The organism is Roseateles sp. P5_E1, assembly GCF_054049335.1.
The window spans coordinates 1-18,977 of record NZ_JBFUMN010000003.1; the positions used below are offsets into that span (position 1 = coordinate 1).

General features: G+C 68.2%; 18 protein-coding genes. 9 read left to right on the top strand and 9 right to left on the bottom strand.

Annotated features, from left to right (window positions below):
* The first annotated feature begins 347 nt into the window (after positions 1 to 347).
* Together ACXJKJ_RS04285 and ACXJKJ_RS04290 are read left to right on the top strand one after the other, a co-directional pair.
* On the top strand, positions 348 to 2,123 hold the full coding sequence (locus tag ACXJKJ_RS04285; RefSeq protein WP_457389217.1) for a S8 family peptidase: 1,776 nt from the start codon (positions 348 to 350) through the stop codon (positions 2,121 to 2,123).
* A gap of 140 nt (positions 2,124 to 2,263) precedes the next feature.
* Entirely contained in the window at positions 2,264 to 3,397 is a 1,134-nt protein-coding gene (locus ACXJKJ_RS04290) for a hypothetical protein (RefSeq protein ID WP_457389218.1), read from the top strand.
* A 19-nt stretch (positions 3,398 to 3,416) separates the two neighbouring features.
* Here ACXJKJ_RS04290 and ACXJKJ_RS04295 read toward each other — a convergent pair whose 3' ends face one another.
* The 4 genes from ACXJKJ_RS04295 to ACXJKJ_RS04310 are packed head-to-tail and all read right to left on the bottom strand — an operon-like array spanning position 3,417 to position 7,969.
* The gene (locus ACXJKJ_RS04295; protein WP_457389219.1) at positions 3,417 to 4,676 is read right to left on the bottom strand and encodes a glycoside hydrolase family 10 protein; all 1,260 of its coding nucleotides are present in this window, start codon (positions 4,674 to 4,676) and stop codon (positions 3,417 to 3,419) included.
* 4 nt (positions 4,677 to 4,680) lie between these two features.
* A complete protein-coding gene (locus ACXJKJ_RS04300) occupies positions 4,681 to 5,814 on the bottom strand; it encodes an acyltransferase family protein (RefSeq protein WP_457389220.1) in 1,134 nt (377 codons plus the stop codon).
* Positions 5,811 to 7,091 carry an MFS transporter gene (locus ACXJKJ_RS04305; protein ID WP_457389221.1) on the bottom strand — a complete coding sequence of 427 codons (1,281 nt, stop codon included), beginning with the start codon at positions 7,089 to 7,091 and terminating at the stop codon, positions 5,811 to 5,813. Before ACXJKJ_RS04305 ends, ACXJKJ_RS04300 begins: the two co-directional genes overlap by 4 nt.
* Positions 7,088 to 7,969, bottom strand: a complete 882-nt coding sequence (locus ACXJKJ_RS04310; protein ID WP_457389222.1) for an N-acetylmuramic acid 6-phosphate etherase — start codon at positions 7,967 to 7,969, stop codon at positions 7,088 to 7,090. Before ACXJKJ_RS04310 ends, ACXJKJ_RS04305 begins: the two co-directional genes overlap by 4 nt.
* Before the next feature lie 226 nt (positions 7,970 to 8,195).
* Here ACXJKJ_RS04310 and bufA2 point away from each other — a divergent pair, with 226 nt between their 5' ends.
* From bufA2 to ACXJKJ_RS04325, 3 genes are all read left to right on the top strand, one after another.
* Positions 8,196 to 8,450, top strand: coding sequence for a BufA2 family periplasmic bufferin-type metallophore (bufA2, locus tag ACXJKJ_RS04315; protein WP_056200244.1), 255 nt, complete (start codon positions 8,196 to 8,198; stop codon positions 8,448 to 8,450).
* A 181-nt stretch (positions 8,451 to 8,631) separates the two neighbouring features.
* Positions 8,632 to 9,453, top strand: coding sequence for an MNIO family bufferin maturase (bufB, locus tag ACXJKJ_RS04320; RefSeq protein ID WP_457389223.1), 822 nt, complete (start codon positions 8,632 to 8,634; stop codon positions 9,451 to 9,453).
* Positions 9,450 to 10,235 carry an HvfC/BufC family peptide modification chaperone gene (locus ACXJKJ_RS04325; protein WP_457389224.1) on the top strand — a complete coding sequence of 262 codons (786 nt, stop codon included), beginning with the start codon at positions 9,450 to 9,452 and terminating at the stop codon, positions 10,233 to 10,235. Before bufB ends, ACXJKJ_RS04325 begins: the two co-directional genes overlap by 4 nt.
* Here ACXJKJ_RS04325 and ACXJKJ_RS04330 read toward each other — a convergent pair.
* Entirely contained in the window at positions 10,217 to 11,089 is an 873-nt protein-coding gene (locus ACXJKJ_RS04330) for a hypothetical protein (RefSeq protein WP_457389225.1), read from the bottom strand. The genes ACXJKJ_RS04325 and ACXJKJ_RS04330 overlap by 19 nt on opposite strands.
* A 95-nt stretch (positions 11,090 to 11,184) precedes the next feature.
* Here ACXJKJ_RS04330 and ACXJKJ_RS04335 point away from each other — a divergent pair, with 95 nt between their 5' ends.
* From ACXJKJ_RS04335 to ACXJKJ_RS04345, 3 genes are all read left to right on the top strand, one after another.
* On the top strand, positions 11,185 to 11,721 hold the full coding sequence (locus tag ACXJKJ_RS04335; RefSeq protein ID WP_457389226.1) for a peroxiredoxin: 537 nt from the start codon (positions 11,185 to 11,187) through the stop codon (positions 11,719 to 11,721).
* Between the two features lie 207 nt (positions 11,722 to 11,928).
* Positions 11,929 to 13,323, top strand: a complete 1,395-nt coding sequence (locus tag ACXJKJ_RS04340) for an amidase (RefSeq protein WP_457389227.1) — start codon at positions 11,929 to 11,931, stop codon at positions 13,321 to 13,323.
* A 9-nt stretch (positions 13,324 to 13,332) separates the two neighbouring features.
* Positions 13,333 to 13,599, top strand: coding sequence for a putative quinol monooxygenase (locus ACXJKJ_RS04345; RefSeq protein WP_457389228.1), 267 nt, complete (start codon positions 13,333 to 13,335; stop codon positions 13,597 to 13,599).
* A 35-nt stretch (positions 13,600 to 13,634) separates the two neighbouring features.
* Here the strand turns inward: ACXJKJ_RS04345 and ACXJKJ_RS04350 are convergent, their stop codons facing one another.
* The 3 genes from ACXJKJ_RS04350 to ACXJKJ_RS04360 all read right to left on the bottom strand — a co-directional run bounded on the left by ACXJKJ_RS04350 (position 13,635) and on the right by ACXJKJ_RS04360 (position 16,278).
* Positions 13,635 to 14,213, bottom strand: coding sequence for a hypothetical protein (locus tag ACXJKJ_RS04350; RefSeq protein ID WP_457389229.1), 579 nt, complete (start codon positions 14,211 to 14,213; stop codon positions 13,635 to 13,637).
* 116 nt (positions 14,214 to 14,329) lie between these two features.
* Positions 14,330 to 15,802: a hypothetical protein gene (locus ACXJKJ_RS04355; RefSeq protein WP_457389230.1), complete on the bottom strand. Its 1,473-nt coding sequence runs from the start codon at positions 15,800 to 15,802 to the stop codon at positions 14,330 to 14,332.
* Positions 15,799 to 16,278 (bottom strand): hypothetical protein, encoded by a 480-nt coding sequence (locus ACXJKJ_RS04360; protein WP_056200222.1) that lies wholly within the window; start codon positions 16,276 to 16,278, stop codon positions 15,799 to 15,801. Before ACXJKJ_RS04360 ends, ACXJKJ_RS04355 begins: the two co-directional genes overlap by 4 nt.
* Before the next feature lie 54 nt (positions 16,279 to 16,332).
* On the opposite strand from ACXJKJ_RS04360, the gene ACXJKJ_RS04365 reads away from it, so the two are divergent.
* Positions 16,333 to 16,953: a glutathione S-transferase N-terminal domain-containing protein gene (locus tag ACXJKJ_RS04365; protein WP_457389231.1), complete on the top strand. Its 621-nt coding sequence runs from the start codon at positions 16,333 to 16,335 to the stop codon at positions 16,951 to 16,953.
* A gap of 42 nt (positions 16,954 to 16,995) precedes the next feature.
* Here the strand turns inward: ACXJKJ_RS04365 and sppA are convergent, their stop codons facing one another.
* A complete protein-coding gene (gene sppA / locus ACXJKJ_RS04370) occupies positions 16,996 to 18,876 on the bottom strand; it encodes a signal peptide peptidase SppA (protein ID WP_457389232.1) in 1,881 nt (626 codons plus the stop codon).
* Positions 18,877 to 18,977 lie beyond the last annotated feature (101 nt).

Genomic DNA, 18,977 nt, shown 5'->3' on the forward strand with positions numbered 1-18,977 from the left:
ACCGGGGGCTGGCCAAGAACACGGCACAGCTGCACACGTTATTCGCGCTGTCCAACCTGTGGATGGTGCGCCGCCAATTGGGTGGGGTGCAGGCGTGAGTGCGCCTGCAAGGCGCGAAATCCGCCGCTGTGGCGGCAAGGACGCCGCGAAACGCGGCGATATCCCACGTCGATGAGACCACCCGTTTCAAAACCCCGCCTCAGATCAAGGCCGGCGCAGATGCGGGTGCTTTGTGCAGACCTTCCCTAGGGGGCGCGCGCAACAAACGAAACCAACCGCGTGCGCCACTGAAGCGGGGCTGCAACGGGCGCTGTCGAGCATGAGGGTTCTTTGACACGGAGCCTTCCATGCACCCGACCTACAAGCCCTTCGCCCTCAGCTTCATCGCCGCCGCACTGTTGAGCGTGATGAACCCCGCCTCCAGCCAGACCCAGGCCCGCACAGAGCCCCAGGCCGCCGGCCTCATCATCAAGTTCCGCGACGGCGCGCGCACGCCGGTGGCCGCCAAGGCGGCGCTGCAGGGCTTTCGGGCCATGAGCGAGGCGCGCGGCCAGCGCGTGGCCTTCGATCGCGAGAGCGCACTGGGCCATCGCGTCATCCGCCTCGCCCAGCGCGTGCCGGCCAGCGCGCTGGCCCAGCTGGCGCGCGACATCCAGCTGTCGGACCCGAGCATCGAGTCCGTCGAGATCGACCACGTCATGCAGCCCACCTTCACGCCCAATGACACGAACTGGGCCAACCAGTGGGACATGAGCGACCCGACCGGTGGCATCAACGCGCCCAAGGCCTGGGACATCGGCATGGGCTCCGGTGTGCGCGTGGCGGTGCTGGACACCGGCGTACTGCCGCATGCCGACATCGCGGCCAACCTGCTGCCGGGCTATGACTTCATCACCGACAGCACCCGCGCCGGCGACGGTGGCGGGCGCGACAGCAATGCCGGCGACCCCGGCGACAACGTCACAGCCAACCAGTGCGGCGCCGACAAACCAGCCCAGAACAGCAGCTGGCACGGCACCCATGTCGCCGGCACCATCGCCGCCGTGGGCAACAACGCGCTGGGCGTCACCGGCGTGGCGCCCAAGGCCAGGATCGTGCCGGTGCGCGTGCTGGGCAAATGCGGTGGTGCTACGTCGGACATCGCCGACGGCATCGTCTGGGCCGCGGGCGGCTCGGTCGCCGGCGTGCCGGCCAACGCCAACCCGGCGCTGATCATGAACCTGTCGCTGGGCGGCGAGGCGGCCTGTGCCAGCATCACGCAGTCGGCCATCAACTACGCCTACAACAAGGGGGCGGTGATCGTTGTCGCGGCCGGCAACGACAACCAGGACGTCGCCAAGCAGACGCCGGCCAACTGCAAGCATGTGATGGCCGTGGCCGCGACGAACAAGGTCGGCGCGCGCTCCAGCTATTCCAACTACGGCGACATGGTGGACATCGCGGCGCCCGGCGGCGACGCGACCTACGGCAACGTGCTGTCGCTGTCCAACACCGGCATGAGCGGCCCGGTGGCCGACGCCTACAGCTGGCTGCGCGGCACGTCCATGGCGGCGCCCCATGTCGCCGGCGTGGCCGCGCTGATGGCGGCCGTCAACTCGACGGTGTTGCCGTCGGACATGGCCTCCTTGATGCGGTCCACCGCGCGCGCCTTCCCGGGCAGCTGTACAGGCTGTGGTGCCGGCATCGTCGACGCCGAGCAGGCCATCATCGCGGCGCGCGGCTTGCGCCTGGAGAAGGAGCCCAACGACACGCTGGCCCAGGCCCAGTACCTGAACGTGTTCCCGGCACGGGTGCGCGGCACGCTGCAGCCGGCCTACCCGCAGAACGTCGACATCTACTCGATCAACCTGGCCGCCTCGACGACGCTGCAGACCACGCTGACGCTGGACCCGCCGACGCTGCTGGATATCTTCTCCTTCAACGCGACGATGGAGCTGCTGGACGCCAGCGGCAAGCTGATCAAGGCCGCTGCCATCGTCAACGGCAAGACCGAGGTCAACTACTTCAACGCGACGGGCAAGACCATGGCGGTCTATCTGCGCGTGAAGAGCACCTCGTCGTCGCTGAGCACCAGTGACCGCGGCTATGAGGTGCAGCTGCGCAAGATTGCCTACGCGTATTGAAGCCTGGGCCAAGGTCTTGGTGCATGAGACCTGGCACTGCGCGTTGGGCGGCCGTTCTGGACTCGGGGTGGTCGCCGCTTCTGCCAGCTCAATCATGTAGATTGAGCCCGCATATAGGTGACCAGAAGCATCGCACTTTCATGCACGACGAAGACTCTGAAGATGACTGGGCAGCCGAAGCCGCAGCGGAGGAAGCCGACCGTCAAAGGAAAGCTGAACCGCCCCCTGACATCAGCCGGGAAGAATTTCTCGCATGGCGGTCTCCTCGCACTGGGCCCGGTGGTCCGGTTCGCTTGGACAACAAGCTGTGGCAGTGGATGGTGAGAACAGACCACAACGGGTTTATGGGCAATGAGGCCTTCAAGGGTCCATCGCCATTTGAATCCGGACCGATGTGGTGCTTCCACCGGTTCGGCAAGAGTGAGACCCTCTTGCCGGACGGACGCGTGGTCCATGTGGGCGGTGAGCATGAGGACTACTACGACCCGGACTTCTTCATCTACAACGATGTCGTCATCCTTCATCCGGATGGAGAGATCGCCATTCATGGCTATGGCCGCGACGTCTTTCCACCGACGGACTTCCATAGCGCGACTCGTGTGGACAAGGGCATCTTCATCGTGGGTTGCCTGGGATACCAGGAGCAACGTGTCGTGGGCTTCACGCCCGTCTTTCGCCTCGATCTCGATACGTTGAACATCGCACCGGTCGCGACTTGCGGCGAGGGGCCGGGTTGGATACACCGGCATTCGGCCAGCCTTGCAGACGACGGACGCACCATCCTTCTCAGCGGAGGTGAGATCTGGCGGGGAGCTGAACGCAGCACGTGGGACAACATCGACCAGTGGTCACTGGATACCGGGACGGGCCGCTGGACACGTCTGACTGCTCTCGACTGGCAACGTTGGACGATGCTCCGTGTCGATCGCAAGCCAAACCGGCTGTGGGACACGCGACAAGAACTCTGGCGCCGGGATCATGGTTGGCCGGGCATGGAAAGCTATTGGCGACACGACGAGGCGCCCGACTTCGATGCACTTCAAGCGCTGTACCGCATTGACGGTGATGCAGCGGCTCCCGAAGAGGGGGACGAGCACAACGTGCTTACGGCGACTGTCGATGGTGTTCGCGTGCGGTTCACCGAGGACCGCTGGATGGTACAGGCCATGGTCGAAGGCAAGCTGCCGCCCGCGAGGCTGGATCAGCTCAAGCGGGTGACTCTTGAGACGTTGGCGAAGCTGGACGCCAGCGAATGGGAGATCGAGGCGGAATAGATTGCGTTGCCGGCGCGGGTCAGGGCGCCGCGTAGGGCCCGCTGCGCAGCGCGTCCGCAATGCCCTTGCGGTTCTGCGCCAGCGCCGCCATGCTGAAGTGGATGTGGCCGCTGCCCGGCGAAGCGCGCCGGATGATGTCGATCTGAGCCAGCACCTCGTCGGGCTGCCAGCTCTTGTCGGTGTCGTTGATGCGGCTGGTGAACAGGCCCGGATGGATGGGCCGGCCCAGGGGGTTGGACGCGCGCCAGGCCTGCAAGAGCGGCTCGAAGGACTGGGCCGTCTGCGAGCGCGGCCAGTAGAGCTGGGGCGCGAGATAGTCCATCCAGCCCTCGCGCAGCCACAGCTCCACGTCGGCATAGAGCTTGTCGTACTGGCTGAAGCCACTGATGCCGGCCGGGCGTGCGTCGGGCTTGGGAATGCCGAAGGGGCTGACGCCGACGCGCGTGCCGGGGCGCACTTCATGGGCCAGCGCGTACAGRCRCTGCACCAGCGTGTTGACGTTGTAGCGGCGCCAGTCGTGGCGGCYCAGSGAMCCGCCCTTGGCCGTGTAGCGCTGCCAGCTCGGTTCGTCGGGGAAGTCGACCTCCTGCTTGGTGGCCGGATCGTTGATGGGATAGGGGTAGAAGTAGTCGTCGATGTGGATGCCGTCAACGGCATAGCGGCTCAGGATGTCGCGCGCCACGGCCAGGGTCTGCTCGGCGGCGGCGGGCTCGCCCGGGTCCATCCAGAGCTGGTCGCCGTAGCGCTTGACCCAATCGCGGCTGCGGCCGATGTGCGTCTCGGCCAGCGCGGATTTGGCCGTGCTGTGCCGCGCGCGGTAGGGGTTGATCCAGGCATGCAGCTCCAGGCCGCGGGCGCGGGCCTCGGCCAGCCAGACGGCCAGCGGGTCGTAGCCGGGGTGCTGGCCCTGGGTGCCGGTGAGGTATTCGCTCCAGGGTTCCAGCTTGGATTCGTAGAGGGCATCGGCGCTGGTGCGCACCTGCAGGATCAGCGCGTTGAGGCCGATGCGCACGGCGGTGTCGCACAAGGACTTGATCTCGGCCTGCTGCGCTTCAGCGCTCAGGCCAGGCTTGCTGGGCCAGTCGATGTTGGCGACGGTGGCGATCCAGGCGGCCCGCCATTCGCGCGGCGGCGGGGTCAGCGCGGTGGCGGCCGATGTCGCGGGCGCGGGCGGCGTGGCCGCCAGTGCTGCCTCGCCCGGCGGCACTGGGACAGGTGTGGTGGCGCAGGCGGAAAGCAGCGGAACGGAGGCGAGGCTGAGCAGGTCGCGGCGTTTCATGGCATCAGACTTTCATAAACCAGCGCTTGCGATACATGAGCCAGGCGATGGCGTACATGCAGAGCACGAAGGCGATGGCGTGCAGCAGCGAGGCGTTCTTCGGTGCGAGGCCCGAGTCGCGCAGTGGTGCGTACAGCGCGCGGCCGAGGCTGGCGCCGTCGGCAAACTTGACGGTGTAGAGCGTCTTGGCAACGAGGCCCGACAGCGCGAACAGGAAGAGGGCGTTCATGCCGAAGACGACCAGCGGGTGGAACACGCGCGCCCAGCGCTGGCGGGCCAGCGGCTGCGGCATGGCGTCCAGCAGCCAGTAGAAGACGGCGAAGACGAGCAAGGCCCAGCCGGCCATCGCGAAGACGAAGGACGGCGTCCACAGCGACTTGTTGATGGGCATCAGCAGCGAGTCGAGCACCTGGCCCAGCCACAGCGAGGCCAGGCCATAGAGCACCCAGGTCATGGCCTTGTCGGCGGGCTGCCTCTTGGAGGCCAGCACATAGCCGGCGAGCACGCCCAGCAGTTGCGTCGACACGGCAGGCAACGTCGACAGCAGGCCCTCGGGGTCCCAGACCTTGGCCTGCTTCCACAGGTGGCCGTCCAGCAACAGGCGGTCCAGCCAGGAACCGGCATCCTTGCCCGGCTCCAGCAGGCCAACGTGAACGATGCCGTCTGCGTCGGGCACCGGCAGGCAGAGTTGCATCAGCGTGTAGATGGCCATCAGCAGCACGGCCCACAGCGCCACGCCGCGCTGGCCGTGCCAGATGACGATGGGCGCCGCGGCCAGCGTGCACAGGCCCAGGCGCTGCAGCACGCCGGGGATGCGCAGGGTCTCGAAATTGAAGCTGGGAACCAGGTTGAGCAGCAGGCCGATGCCGATGATGACCAGCGCCCGGCGTGACGTGCTCAGCAGCAGCGCCGTCTTGTTGGCGCCGGCCTGCGCGCGGCGCGCGAGGCTGAGCGTCATCGCCATGCCGGAGATGAAGACGAAGAAGGGGAAGACCCAGTCCGTGAAGGTCCAGCCGTTCCAGTGCGCGTGCAGCAGCGGCGCGTAGACGTKGCCCCAGTCGCCGGGGTTGTTGACSAGCAGCATCGCCGCGATCGCGAAACCGCGGAAGGCATCGAGGCTGAGCAGGCGGCCGTTCACGCCTCGACCTTTTTGCCGAAGTTGTCCGGCACCTTGATCAGCGCCGCCATGACAAAGCTCGGCAGCGTGGCCACCAGCACCCAGGCGAAGAAGGGCACATAGCCGATGTGGTCCTGCAGCCAGCCGCTCCACATGCCGGGAATCATCATGCCCAGGGCCATGAAGCCGGTGCAGATGGCGTAGTGCGCCGTCTTCTGGGCGCCATCGGCGACGTGGATCATGTACATCAGATAAGCCGTGAACCCGAGGCCGTAGCCGAACTGTTCGACGGCCAGCGCGCCGCTGATGACGGCGAGGCTGGTCGGATGCGTGATGGCCAGCAGCAGGAAGGCGACGTTGGGCACATGCATGGCCAGCACCAGCGGCCACAGCGCGCGCTTCAGGCCGATGCGGGAGATGATCCAGCCGCCGGCCAGGCCACCCAGCGTCAGTGCCGTCAGGCCGACCGTGCCATAGGCGATGCCAACGGCCTTGGTGGACAGGCCCAGACCACCCTTGTCGACGGGGTCGAGCAGGAAGGGTGAAGCGAGCTTGAGCAGCTGCGCTTCGGGGAAGCGGTAGAGCAGCAGGAAGCCCAGCGTGATGGCGATGCCCGGCTTTTTGAAGAAGCTGGCGAACACGGCCATGAATTCGGCTGCCAGCCCGCGTGCCGCGCTGCGGCCAGGGCCTTGCACGTCGGCCGCAGGCCGGGGCAACACGAGCGCATGCCAGGCCGCCAGCAGCACGAACAGCCCGCCCAGCAGCCAGAACACCCAGGTCCAGGCTTGCACGACGCTGCCGCTGCGCTCGGTCAGCTCACCGGCGAGATAGACCAGGCCGCCCTGGCCGCCGATGTTGGCGAGGCGATAGAAGGTCGAGCGCACGCCCACGAAGGCGGCCTGCTGGTGCTGCGGCAGGGCCAGCATGTAGTAGCCGTCGGCCGCGATGTCGTGCGAGGCGGACGCGAACGCCATCAGCCAGAAGACCGCGAGCGACAGCTGGAAGACCTTGTCGGTCGGGATCGTCAGCGCCACGCCGGCCAGCGCCGTGCCGACGAAGAACTGCAGCACCGTGACCCAGAGCCGCTTGGTGCCGAACAACTCGGCCAACGGCGACCACAGCGGTTTGATGACCCAGGGCAGGTAGAGCCAGCTGGTGTAGAGGGCGATGTCGGTGTTGGAGATGCCGAGGTTCTTGTAGAGCACCACCGACAGCGTCATGACGACGACGTACGGAATCCCCTGGGCGAAGTAGAGCGTCGGGATCCACGCCCAGGGCGAGCGTTGCTGGGTGTTCACGCAGCCAGTGCCCGGCTCACGCTGCCATCGACCTTGTCCAGCAAGGCCTGCGCCTCGCGCGCATCGACACCGCGCTTGAGCATCACCAGCGCCGTCTTCACATGGTGGTCGCATTGCGCCAGCGCAGCCTGCGCATCGGCCTCACTCGCGCCCGAAGCGCGCACGGTCAGCGCCACCGCCCGCTTGACGAGCTTCACGTTGGTCGCCTTCAGGTCCACCATCAGGTTGCCGTAGACCTTGTTGAGCCGCACCATCAGGGCCGACGAGAAGGTGTTCAGCGCGATCTTCTGCGAGGTGCCGGCCTTGAGGCGCGTGCTGCCGGAGATGACCTCGGCGCCGGTGTCCAGCGTGATGCCGATCTCTGCCTGCTGGGTGACCGGCGCGCCGGGGTTGTTGGCAAAGCCGATGGTCAGCGCGCCGGCCGCGCGGGCGGCCTCAATGGCACCCAGCACATAGGGCGTGCCGCCGGACGCTGCAAGCAGCAGGGCCACGTCGTTGGGGCCGGGGTTCAGCGCGTTCAGGTCGGCGGCACCCTGGGCGCGGTCGTCCTCCGCGCCCTCAACGGCGACAAACATCGCGCCCTGGCCGCCGGCGATGACGGCAACGGCCCGTTCCCGTGGCCAGGAAAAGGTGGGGTAGAGCTCCACGCTGTCCAGCACGCCGAGCCGCCCGGAAGTGCCGGCGCCGGCATACAGCAGCCGGCCGCCGGCGCGGATGCGCGGCAGTGCGGCGTCCACGGCGGCGGCGAGCTGAGGCGCGGCGGCTTTGACGGCTGCGACGGCATCGACCTGATCGGCGATGAATGCATCTAGCAGTGCCGGCGTGGCGTAAGTGTCCAGGTCGGGATGCCGGGTGCTCGGGGTTTCGGTGTTCAGCATGGGGATCGGAAGCGAAGCTGACGGACTCTAGCGGCTGGCGCCGGACCATGACGAATGCCACGCGCCATTGCAGTCATAACGTCAGGTAATCAGAATCTGCCTGTCGGTTGTAAGGAGTTGGGCATGGCCCCCGACAGAAGCTGGCAAGTCGATGTCGGATGCATCCGGAATCGGCCTGTGGTGAAACCTCTCACATTCATCCACTTTTATCTCCTGGAGACTCGATATGAACGCATCCCTCAAGACTGGCCTGGGCATCGCTGCCGCCGCTGCTGCCCTGTTCGCCACCGCCGTGCCGACGACCGCCATGGCCGCCGACGGCATGGTCAAGTGCTCCGGCGTGAACGGCTGCAAGGGCACTTCCGAGTGCAAAACCGCCAAGAGCGATTGCAAGGGCCACAACGGCTGCAAGGGCCAGGGCTGGGTCAGCAAGAAGAGCGCTGACGAGTGCACCAAGGCTGGCGGAAAAGTTGAAAAGTAAGCCGGCCTGAAACGGGCGAGGTCGCATGCGGCCTCGCCGCCATCTCTGAAATTCAGCCACAGAGACACGGAGGCACAGAGAGGCTCGGCTGCCGCGATGTGCTGGTAATTTCTCTGTGCCTCTGTGCCTCTGTGCCTCTGTGCCTCTGTGCCTCTGTGGCTGTGTTCTCTTCATCGACTGAATGACCAAGATTGAAGGCTTCGGCCTGGGCTTGCGCGTCGAGCATTACGCGGCCTTCGAGGCGGGCGTGGATGCCGCCGTGCGGCCCGACTGGCTGGAGATCATTTCCGAGAACTACATGGTGCCCGGCGGCCCGCCGATGGCGCATCTGGAGCGCATCCGCGCGGACTACCCGCTGGTCATGCACGGCGTGTCGCTGTCCGTGGCGGGGCCCGCACCGCTGGACCTGGGCTATCTGCGCGAATTGAAAGCGCTGGCGGACCGGCTTGAACCCGGCTGGGTGTCCGACCACCTCTGCTGGAGTGCCGATGCCCACAGCCAGCTGCACGACCTCCTGCCGGTGCCGCTGACGCGAGCGGCGCTGGACCATGTGGGCGGCCGCATTGCCCAGGTGCAGGACATCCTCGGCCGGCCGTTGGTGCTGGAGAACGTGTCCAGCTATGTGCGCTTCGCGGCCGACGAGATGACGGAGTGGGACTTCATCGCCCAGTTGCTCGAGGCCACCGGCGCCCAGTTGCTGCTGGACGTCAACAACGTCTATGTTTCGGGCCGCAACCACGGCTTCGACCCGATCACCTACCTGGACGTCATCCCCGTCGAGCCCGTGCGCCAGATCCACCTCGCCGGCCACGAGGACCGTGGCGACATCGTCATCGACACCCACGACCACCCGGTGCGTGACGAGGTCTGGGCGCTGTACCAGCATGCCGTGAAGCGCTTCGGCGCGGTGCCGACGATGATCGAGCGCGACGACCACATTCCGCCGCTGGAAAGCCTGCTGGCCGAACTGGCCGTGGCCCGCCGCCTGGCGACCACCTCATGAGCGTCATCCAGCAACAGCAGCGACTGGCCGCTGCCATCCGCGACGGTGCCGACGCGGCCGACCTGCTCGCTGGCGACCACGCGACGGGCCTGGAGGTCTACCGCCATGCCTATCGGGCCCGCCTCGTGGCGGCGCTGACCGACAACTACACCGTGCTCGCCCGGGCATTGGGCGACGAGGCTTTCGACGCCCTGGGCCAGGCCTATCTCGCCGCGCGGCCCAGCCAGCACCCGTCCATCCGCTGGTTCGGCCATGAGCTGGCCGACTTCATGGCCGCAGCAGACGATGAACTCGTGCCCCATGCCAGCCTGATCGATTTCGCGCGCATGGACTGGGCTCTGCGTGGCGCCTTCGATGCGGCCCAGGCACCCCCGCTGGAGCCGGCCTTGCTGGCCGCACTTGGCGCAGACGACTGGGCCGGTCTGGTGCTGCACCTGCAGCCCAGCGTGCAGCGCGTGGTGCTGGCCTACGCCATCGAGCCCGCCTGGCGCGTGCTGCGTGAGTGGGAGCCGGAGTCCGGCGACGACCAACCCGAGCTGCCTGAGCCGGTGGCGCATGAACACACGCTGCTGGCCTGGCGCCAGGCCGGCGAGACCCGCTGGCGCTCGCTGGAGCCGCTGGAGGCCGCTTTGCTGGGCGCGGTGGCCGAGGGCTTGCCGTTCGCGCAGCTCTGCGAGCGCGCCGCCCAGGTGCTGGGCGATCCAGGCGCCGCAGCGCCCGCCGTCGTCGGCGCCCTGCAGCGCTGGCTCGCTGACAGTCTGCTTCAGGAGCGCGCGTCGTAGACCAGCGGGTGGTTGGCCTGGCGTTCGCCGAGCAAAGTACCGTGGCCGTTCATCGTCGGCGCAATGGTGCCGCGAGAGGATTTGGTCCAGGTCACCGTGAGCTCGCAACGGCTGACGGCCGCGGTCTTGGGATCGCTGTTGTTGGCATTGCGGCTGGCGATGTTGAGGTTGTCGTCCACCAGGGCCGGCTCCAGCCGGTAGCCGCCCGCCACGCTGCCCTCGATGCGTGCGCCCAGATTCTCGTTCTTGACCATGAAGCTGCTGCCATCGCTGCGGCTGCAGCTGCCGCTGCCCGTGGCGACGGCGTCGTTCACGCCGGACAGGTTCAGCCGCACCGGCAGGGCGCCGCCGCTGCGTGTCAGCAAAGGGTTGCCAGTGGGCTGCAGCACCGTGAAGCCGACGGGCAGCGTGACCTGGCTCACATGGCGCACACCGGCCCGCGTGAACACCAGCTGCACCACCGGCTGGGCGCTCGCGGCGGCCAAGCTGGCGGTGTAGCCCAGACGCTCGCCGTCGGGATTGCTCATCGTCACCTCGGGGCCGCCGTCGACGCTGACCGACAGGCGCTCATCCGGCGCCATCAGCACCGTCGTCAGTACGTTGGCGGACTTGCCGAGGAAGCCGTCCACCACCACGCGGTTGTCGCCCGTTGCCTGGGCCGCGCTGAAGCGAGGGCTGATCTCGTCGACGTTCAGCGTCGAGGATTCGGTGCAGTTGCGCAGGCCGCACACGATGCCGTCGGCCATGGCGCCGACGACGTCAGCGACGTCGTGGCCTACGCCGCCACAGCCTGCCATGGCGAGCAGGGAGAACAGCAAGGGCGCCGTCACGCGGCAGCAGGAGGAAAAGGTCATCGGTACACCTTGAATTTCGAGCGAGTGGATACTAGGCGCAAGCCGGCTTTGGTTGTTGGTGCCGGCCCCGTGATTGTTCACCTGTTGGAGTCGTTATGTCGTCGCGCCTTGCTCCCCTGTTTGCCTCGCTATCCCTGCTGCTGGCCCTGCCAGGCCACGCCGCCCTCAGCGTCGGCGCTCCGGCCCCCGACTTCAGCACTGACGCCGCCGTCGGCGGCCAATCCTTCAAGTTCAAGCTGGCCGAGGCCCTCAAGCAAGGCCCGGTGGTGCTGTACTTCTATCCCAAGGCCTTCACCAGCGGCTGCACCGTCGAGGCCCACCAGTTCGCCGAGGCGACCGACAAGTTCAAGGCGCTGCACACGACGGTCATCGGCATGTCCAACGACGACATCGAGACGCTGAAGAAGTTCAGCGTCGAGGCCTGCCGCAACAAGTTCGCCGTCGCGGCCGACGTCGGCGGCAAGGTCATCAAGGACTACGACGTCACGCTGAAGATGGTGCCCGGCACCATGGCCGACCGCGTGTCCTATCTGATCGGCACCGATGGCAAGGTCGCTGCTGTGCATGCCAGCATGAACCCGGACGGCCACATCGACGCGATGCTGAAGGCGGCTCAGCAACTGAAGAAATGATTGCCGGCCCGGAAACGGCGGTTGTGCGCGTCCGAGGGGCTGGCGAGGCGGGTTGCCCGCAAGGCGAGACGACGCAGCGGGCTCGTGCCCGCAAGGAAGAACAACGCAGCCGGCAGCCCGAAGCGCCAGACCAGCGGACGTGCAGCGCTGGTGATCGAAGTGGCATGCGAGGCTGGCAAGCGGTCTTGTCGAAGCGTCAGGCCTGCGATGAGTAGCGAGCGGTCAACTGCCGTTTTCGGGCTGGGGGCGGCCGAGCTGCTCGCCGCCTACCGCAGTGGCGAACTGTCGCCCGTCGAGGTGATGGGCGCCGTGCTGTCCCAGGCCGGCAAGCGTGAGGGCGAACTGCAGGCACTGTGCGCCGTCGATGCCGAAGGTGCCTTGGCCGCTGCCCGCGCGAGCGAGGCGCGCTGGCGTGCCGGCACTGCGCTGGCGCTGGACGGCGTGCCGGTCACGCTGAAGGAAAACATCGCCGTGCCCGGTGCGAGCTACCGCCTGGGCACTGCCGCGACGGCAGACGACGCGACGGCCGACTTCGAGGCCCCACCCGCCACGCGGCTGCGCGAGGCCGGTGCCATCGCCTGGGCGCGCACCACCATGCCCGACTACGGCATGCTGAGTTCGGGCCTGTCCAGCCTGTATGCCGAGCCGGCGCGCAACCCGTGGGACAGGGCGATGACGCCTGGTGGTTCCAGCGCCGGCGCCGCGGCGGCGGGCGCGGCCGGCTATGGCCCGCTGCACCTGGGCACCGACATCGGCGGCTCCATCCGGCTGCCGGCGGGATGGTGCGGCCTGGTCGGCCTCAAGCCCAGCCATGGCCGCGTGCCCATCAAGCCGGGCTATGCCGGCCGGGTCGCCGGTCCGCTGACGCGCACCGTCGAGGACGCCGCGCTGATGCTGGCCGTGCTCGCGCAACCGGATGCGCGCGACCCCACGCAACTGCCGCCGGGCTCGGTCGCGCCGCGGCCGCTGGAACTGCGTGGCTTGCGCATCGGGCTGATGCTCGATGCGGGCTGGGGCGATGCCGTGCAGCCGGAGGTCGAGGCGGCGGTGGTCGCGGCGGCGCGTGCCTTCGAGCAGGCCGGCGCCATCGTCGAGCCGCTCGCCCCCTTCACGACGCGCGAGATGGCCGACGGCATCGACCGTTTCTGGCGCATGCGCTCCTGGCTGGACATCTCCGCCCTCGCCCCCGAGCAGCGTGCCAAGGTGCTGCCCTACATCCTCGGCTGGGTGACTCCCGCGGCCGGCTACGACGGCGGCACGGTGTTCCGCGGCTACAGCCAGATGCAGGCCTTGCGCGAGGCGGCCAATGCGGCCTGCGAGCCTTTTGACTTCGTGCTGTCGCCCGTCGCGCCCATGCCGGCCTACCCGGCCCACCTGGCCAGCCCGCTGCACGACCCGGCGCGGCCCTTTGAGCACATCGCCTTCACGCTGCCCTACAACATGAGCGAGCAGCCGGCGCTGTCCATCAATGCGGGCTTCACGTCGAGTGGCTTGCCGATTGGGTTGCAGATCATCGGCCGGCGCTTCGACGACGCTGGCGTGCTGGCCTTGGGCGCAGCGTGGGAGCGGTTGCGACCCGAGCAACGCCCCTGGCCTTTCTGAAAGTCGCCCGTGATCCTCGTTCTTGGCCACATCACCGCGCACCCCGAACACTTCGAAGAGGTGCTGCAGCTGAGCCGGCAGCATGTCGAGCGCTCACGTGCGGAGCCAGGCTGCCTTGTCCATGCAGTGCACCGAGACACCGAGAACCCGTTGCGCCTCGTCTTCGTCGAGCAGTGGAGCGACATGGCCGTGTGTCGGCCTCGCGCGAGTTCGGCAGGGCGCTGGCAACGATGGCGTCCGAGCCGCCGGAGCTGGAGTTGTTCGATGCGAACGTGATCAGCGCAGGCGGCTGACGCGCTTCGCGCAATCGATCAGGTCTTGCGATGGGCTCGCAGCCGGCCGGCAAACAGCGCCATGCCGGCGACGAGCAGCAGCGCTTGTGACGGCTCAGGTACAGCGGTGGGAATCTCGACGATGCTCGAAATGATGTCGCTGGGAAAACGGTCTGAGTAGTTGTAAGCGATCCAGGAGCTTTGGGCAGTGCCTGCGACCGAGTAGAGGAAGCTGATGTCGTGGTAGCCGCTGACTCCGCTCAACGTGATGAAGAAGTCATTCACGCCGGGCGCCACGCCGCCGGCGCCGTTGCCCTTGCCGCCAAAGGTGTAGGACGGCGGAAACGGCGCACCTTGCCAGTTCTCGAAGGCAAGGTCTGCCAAGCTGTAGCTGTGACCTGCGATGCTCAGGTCGATGGCGCCGATGCTGGTGACCGGTTGGCCCAGCGCATCAGCCTGGAAGATGATCGAGCCCGACACCGGATCCTGCGGCGCAGGGGCGGGTGCCAGCACCGACGTGAAATGCGTTGCAGTAAAGGTGAGCTGGTAGGTCTTGGCCTGGGCCTGCTGGCTCGGCAGACAGGCCACGACGCAGGCGATCGCGGCAATGGTGTGCATTTTTTCTCCCTGGTGCCGGGGTGCGCGGGTGCGCCTCCGGGGCGATGCCACTTTAGGCGCAGACAGGGGCGACCCGGCCCCGAAGATGAGGGGCCGTACGAACCCCAGGGCAGCGGCTAACGCCGCTTGACGAACCCGAGCAGCGCCGCCATCGGCAGCACCGAGCGCGGCCGGTAGGGCAGGCGCCACAGGCCGCCGTGGTTGGCGGTGTGCACGAGCAGCTTGAGTGGGTGGGCGAAGTCGCGCGGCGCCGTGCGCAGCTGGTGCACCCACATTGCGGCCATCAGCGCATTCGTGGTCGCCGGCGCAAAGACCTCGACACCGAAGGCCTTGGCGCCGCGAAAGCCTGCGGCGAGCAAGGGGTTGGAGACGACCGAGGCCGTCGTGGTGCTGGGCGCGACGTTGAAAGCGACACGATGCCCATCGGCACGTGCGACCAGGACTCGCCACTGCTGCAGCCGCTTGGCCAGTGCGTAGTTCGGACCCTGTTCGACGACGAGGGCATCGACGAGGCCCCAATGACCGAAGTCACCAGCGTCGATCAGCCCCTCGATATGCGGAGCGAAGCCGCGGCCGCCGCTGCCCAGACGCGCACCGAACTGGGCCAGCTTCTTGACGAGGCCACGCTCGGCATAACGGCGCATGACGTCGCGCGCCAGCTGCTCCGGCACGGCGAAGACGTCGGTCGGCGTGGCCATGTAGGCGAGCTGGGTGCGGGCGTCGGCGGCGCACAGCGTCGCGCTGATGGCGTCCATCGCGAGGGACACGCGCACATGGCGCTCGCCGTCCAGGTAGGCGAGGTTGGCGATGGACAGCGGCTGTTGCCGAGACGCCAGCCAGGCGGCGATCTCCGGCGTGTCGGCCAGCAGGTCGGCGCCGGCATGGGCGACGTCCAGCGGCTGGCCCGGCGCGACGGGCGCGATTAGCGTGGCATTGCCGGCGGCGACGATGGCGGCGATGCGCTTCCAGGGCGCGGCGCGGGCGAGGTCGATGCCGACGAGATTGGCGCGCCATTTCGCCAGCCAGGCCAGCGGCCCGGCCTCGCTGCCGGCACCGAGCAGCACGAGGTGCTGGTCGGACAGGTCGAACCATTCGGGGTGAGCCAGGCAGTCGCGCAGCGCGCCCGCGTGGGCGGCCTCGCAGATGCCGCCCTTCTCCCAGCGGTCGATCTGGCGGGCGAGGGCATCGCCATGCAGCTCGCGGCCTTGGTGGGGCACGGTCCAGCGGGCGGGTGCCGCATCGCCGCTGCCGTGCAGTTGCAGCGTTTGCAGGCGGCGCTGGGGCGTGTTCATTGCGTCGGCCAGAGCGTGGGGTTGGCCGGCGCGCATGAAGGGCAGTTCGCGCCAGGCCGCGGCGAGGCCGGCGCGTGCCGAGGCGACGACACCCACGGGCCGGGCCGCTTGAGCTTGCACCAGGGCGCACCAATGGGCGGGGTAGGCGTGGCGCCAGTCGTGTTCGGCGGCGACGGCATCGGCCGCGGTTGCGTCCAGCCCACGCAGGGCGGCCGCGATGATGCGCTGGCCCGGCGCGCCGGTGGCACGCTTGCCCTTGGCATCGAGGGGCCATTGCAGGCCGGGCGCGTCTGTCATCGGCGCACTGGCGGCTCTTGCGTCGGCAGGCCGGCTGCGGCCAGGTCGGCGTTGACCAGGGCCCAGGCGGACTCGAAGTTGTCGGCGCGGCGCACCGGGCGGCTGGCGCGCCAGATGTCCATCAGCGCCGGCAGGCGCTCGATGCCGGGGATGCCGGGGCGCACCAGGAAGACGGTGGACAGGGAGACGATGCCGCGCGAGCCGAAGGCATCGATGCTGGCGCGCAGCTCCTGCAGCGCATCGGCGTCCATCTGCAGGCTGCCGCGGATCTCGAGCAGGTCACCGAAGCGGCGGTCGGCCGGCAGGCGCTTGCCGGCCAGCGCGACGGCGCGCTTGACGGCTGCCATCAGCGGTGCGTCGAAAGGTCCTTCGGCGATCGACACCATGACGCGGCCATGCACGCCGACGCTGACGCGGCCGAAGCTGGGCTTGACGACCGGATGCCGGGAAGGGGGAAGCGAGGGGCCGGGGCTCATGATGTGAGACGATTTTGCATGCTCGAGAGCACGCTCGATGAAGGAGTCATGGCAATGTTGACCTTGTACGGCACCAAGGGTTCGGGTTCGGCGGTCATCGAGGCGGCGCTGGCGCGCGCCGGCCTGGCTTACACGACCGTGGACGCAGCCTCGTGGACCCCCGGGCCCGGGCGCGATGAGCTGCTGCGCGTGAATCCGCTGGGGCAGATTCCGACGCTGGTGCTGGCCGACGGCACGGTGCTGACGGAGAGCGCCGCCATCCTCATCCACCTGGGCCTGACGGTGCCGCCGGGGTTGCTGCTGCCCGCCGACGCCAGCGCGCGGGCGCGCGCCATCCGAGGCCTGGTCTATGTGGCGGCCAACTGCTATGCGGCCATCAGCGTCATCGACTACCCCGAGCGCTGGTGCGAGCCCTGCGACGACGCAATGAAGGCGCAGATCCGCGCCGGCACGCGGGCCCGCCTGCACGAGCACTGGCGGCTGTTTGCCGACCAGTTCGAGATCGGCTTCGAGGCCGGCGTGCCCGGCGCGCTGGAGCTGCTGGCCACGGTGGTGTCCAAGTGGTCGGGGTCGCGGCCCTTCCTGCAGGCCGAGCGGCCGAGCTTCTTCGCCCAGTTGCTGCGCGTGGAGCAGCATCCCGAGGTCGCCGCAGTGTTCCAACGCCACTGGCCATGAAGCGGGGGCTGGCAGACGCCGGCCAGTTAATCGGTTCGCAGGTCAGGGAGCACCGCACAGGCAGTGCACGGCGGCGGCCTTGTCCCACTGGCCGCGGGCGGCGAACTGCGACAGATCCTTCAGCATCGCCAGCTCCTCGCGCACCGGCGCGGGCAGGGCGTCCAGGCCCAGCGAGTTGCCGATGGCCGCGGCGATGGACGGCGCCAGTGTGTCGGTCAGCGACGCCAGCAGCCGCTCGCTGCGGCTGAGGTCGCGCTCCACATAAGCCAGGCGCGGCTTCTCGCCCTCCTTGACCTCAAGCTTGGCCAACTGGACGGCCGTCTGCACGGCATCGTCAAAGCTGCCCAGGCGGTCGACGAGGCCGCGCTCCTTGGCTTGCGAGCCCGTCCAGATACGGCCCTGCGCGACGGCATCAATTTTCTCCGGCGTGCTCTTGCGCGCCTGGGCCGCGAGGCTGGTGAAGCGGCCATAGATGTTGTCGATGCTGGCCTGCACGGTGGCCTGCAGGCGCGGGTCCAGCGGGCGGCGCGGGTCGTAGCCGCCGGCCAGCCAGGTGGTCGTGACGCCGCCGGTGTGCAGCGACAGCTTGTCCATCAGCCCTTCGGCCGTGGGCAGCATGCCGAACACGCCGATGCTGCCGGTGATGGTGCCGGCGTCGGCGATGACGGTGTCGCTGGCCATGGAGATCCAGTAGCCGCCCGAGGCCGCCACGTCGCCCATCGACACGACGACTGGTTTGCCGGCCTTGCGGGTCAGCTCCAGCTCGCGGCGCAGGATCTCGGAGGCGAAGGCGCTGCCGCCCGGCGAGTTCACGCGCAGCACGATGGCCTTGATGGCCTCGTCCTCGCGGGCCTTGCGGATCAGGCGGGCGGTCGAGTCGCCGCCGATGCGGCCCGGGCCGGCATCGCCATCGACGATCTCGCCCTCGGCCACGACGATGCCAATGCCGGGCTGCAACTTGTTGGGCGTGCCGGCGTCCTTCACATAGGCCAGGTACTGGTTCAGCGAGATCTGGCGGAAGCTCTTGCTGTCCTCGTCCTTGGCGCCTTTGGCAATGAGCAGTTCGCGCATTTCGTCGCGCGTCTTCAGGCCGTCGACCAGCTTGGCCTGCAGGGCCAGCTTGGCCGTGTCGCCCTGCGTGGCGGCAAGCAGTTGCGGCAGCCCGGCGATGTCCTTGGCGATGCTGCCCGCCTCCAGTTTGCGTGCGGCCTCGATGCTGCCGGTGAAGCCGCTCCACAGCTCGCCATAGACCAGGCCCTCGGACTCCAGCGTCGCGGGGCTGGGGCCATTGGCCGTGTAGGTCTCGGCAAAGTTCTTGTAGGTGCCGACCTTGATGACGTGCGGCGTCACGCCGATGCGGTCCAGCGCGTCCTTGTAGTAGGTGCGGTAGCGGCCAAAGCCTTCGATGCCGACCATGCCCATGGGATGCAGATAGACCTCGCCGGCCTGGGCGGCGAGGAAGTAGCCGCGCTGGCTGTAGCTGTCGGCATAGGCCAGCACCGGCTTGCCGCTCTGCTTGAAGCGCTGCAGCGCGCTGACGACCTCGTGCAGGCCGGCCAGACCTGCGCCTTGCAGCTCCTCGACGTCCAGCAGCAGGGCGCTGATCTTGTCATCCTTGGCGGCCTGGTCGAGCACGGCGAGCACGTCGCGCAACCGTGTCTGGTGCGGCACGCTCTGGCCGCGGGCCTGGGCTGCCAGCTGCTCGCGCGGGCTGCCGGAAAACTGTTCGACGAGGCTGCCGTCGAGCTTGAGCACCAGCGTCGTCTTGTCGGCCAGCGGCTTGGGGCCGCGCGTCGCCACGGCGGTGACGAAGATGACGAGGAGCAGCAGCACGAAGAGATTCATCAGTGCGCGGCGCGTGCCGTCAAGCAGCCACCAGGCCTTGGAGAACAGCCAGCCCAGCGTGGAGAAAAAGGACTTCATCGACAGCTACCTTGAGGGTTGATGCGGGCAATTGTGAGGTCAGGAGCCTGAGCGGCAGCGGGCGTGGCCCGCGCCGAGGCGATTTGCGGGGCCAGGCCAGG

What these genes read in the sequence shown, in the direction of transcription:
- ACXJKJ_RS04335 (WP_457389226.1), top strand. Translation starts at nt 11,185, where the DNA reads ATGTCGTCGCGCCTTGCTCCCCTGTTTGCCTCGCTATCCCTGCTGCTG.
- sppA (WP_457389232.1), bottom strand. Translation starts at nt 18,876, where the DNA reads ATGAAGTCCTTTTTCTCCACGCTGGGCTGGCTGTTCTCCAAGGCCTGG.
- ACXJKJ_RS04360 (WP_056200222.1), bottom strand. Translation starts at nt 16,278, where the DNA reads ATGAGCCCCGGCCCCTCGCTTCCCCCTTCCCGGCATCCGGTCGTCAAG.
- ACXJKJ_RS04310 (WP_457389222.1), bottom strand. Translation starts at nt 7,969, where the DNA reads ATGCTGAACACCGAAACCCCGAGCACCCGGCATCCCGACCTGGACACT.
- ACXJKJ_RS04325 (WP_457389224.1), top strand. Translation starts at nt 9,450, where the DNA reads ATGAGCGTCATCCAGCAACAGCAGCGACTGGCCGCTGCCATCCGCGAC.
- bufB (WP_457389223.1), top strand. Translation starts at nt 8,632, where the DNA reads ATGACCAAGATTGAAGGCTTCGGCCTGGGCTTGCGCGTCGAGCATTAC.
- ACXJKJ_RS04285 (WP_457389217.1), top strand. Translation starts at nt 348, where the DNA reads ATGCACCCGACCTACAAGCCCTTCGCCCTCAGCTTCATCGCCGCCGCA.
- ACXJKJ_RS04365 (WP_457389231.1), top strand. Translation starts at nt 16,333, where the DNA reads ATGTTGACCTTGTACGGCACCAAGGGTTCGGGTTCGGCGGTCATCGAG.
- ACXJKJ_RS04340 (WP_457389227.1), top strand. Translation starts at nt 11,929, where the DNA reads ATGAGTAGCGAGCGGTCAACTGCCGTTTTCGGGCTGGGGGCGGCCGAG.
- ACXJKJ_RS04355 (WP_457389230.1), bottom strand. Translation starts at nt 15,802, where the DNA reads ATGACAGACGCGCCCGGCCTGCAATGGCCCCTCGATGCCAAGGGCAAG.
- bufA2 (WP_056200244.1), top strand. Translation starts at nt 8,196, where the DNA reads ATGAACGCATCCCTCAAGACTGGCCTGGGCATCGCTGCCGCCGCTGCT.
- ACXJKJ_RS04290 (WP_457389218.1), top strand. Translation starts at nt 2,264, where the DNA reads ATGCACGACGAAGACTCTGAAGATGACTGGGCAGCCGAAGCCGCAGCG.
- ACXJKJ_RS04330 (WP_457389225.1), bottom strand. Translation starts at nt 11,089, where the DNA reads ATGACCTTTTCCTCCTGCTGCCGCGTGACGGCGCCCTTGCTGTTCTCC.
- ACXJKJ_RS04350 (WP_457389229.1), bottom strand. Translation starts at nt 14,213, where the DNA reads ATGCACACCATTGCCGCGATCGCCTGCGTCGTGGCCTGTCTGCCGAGC.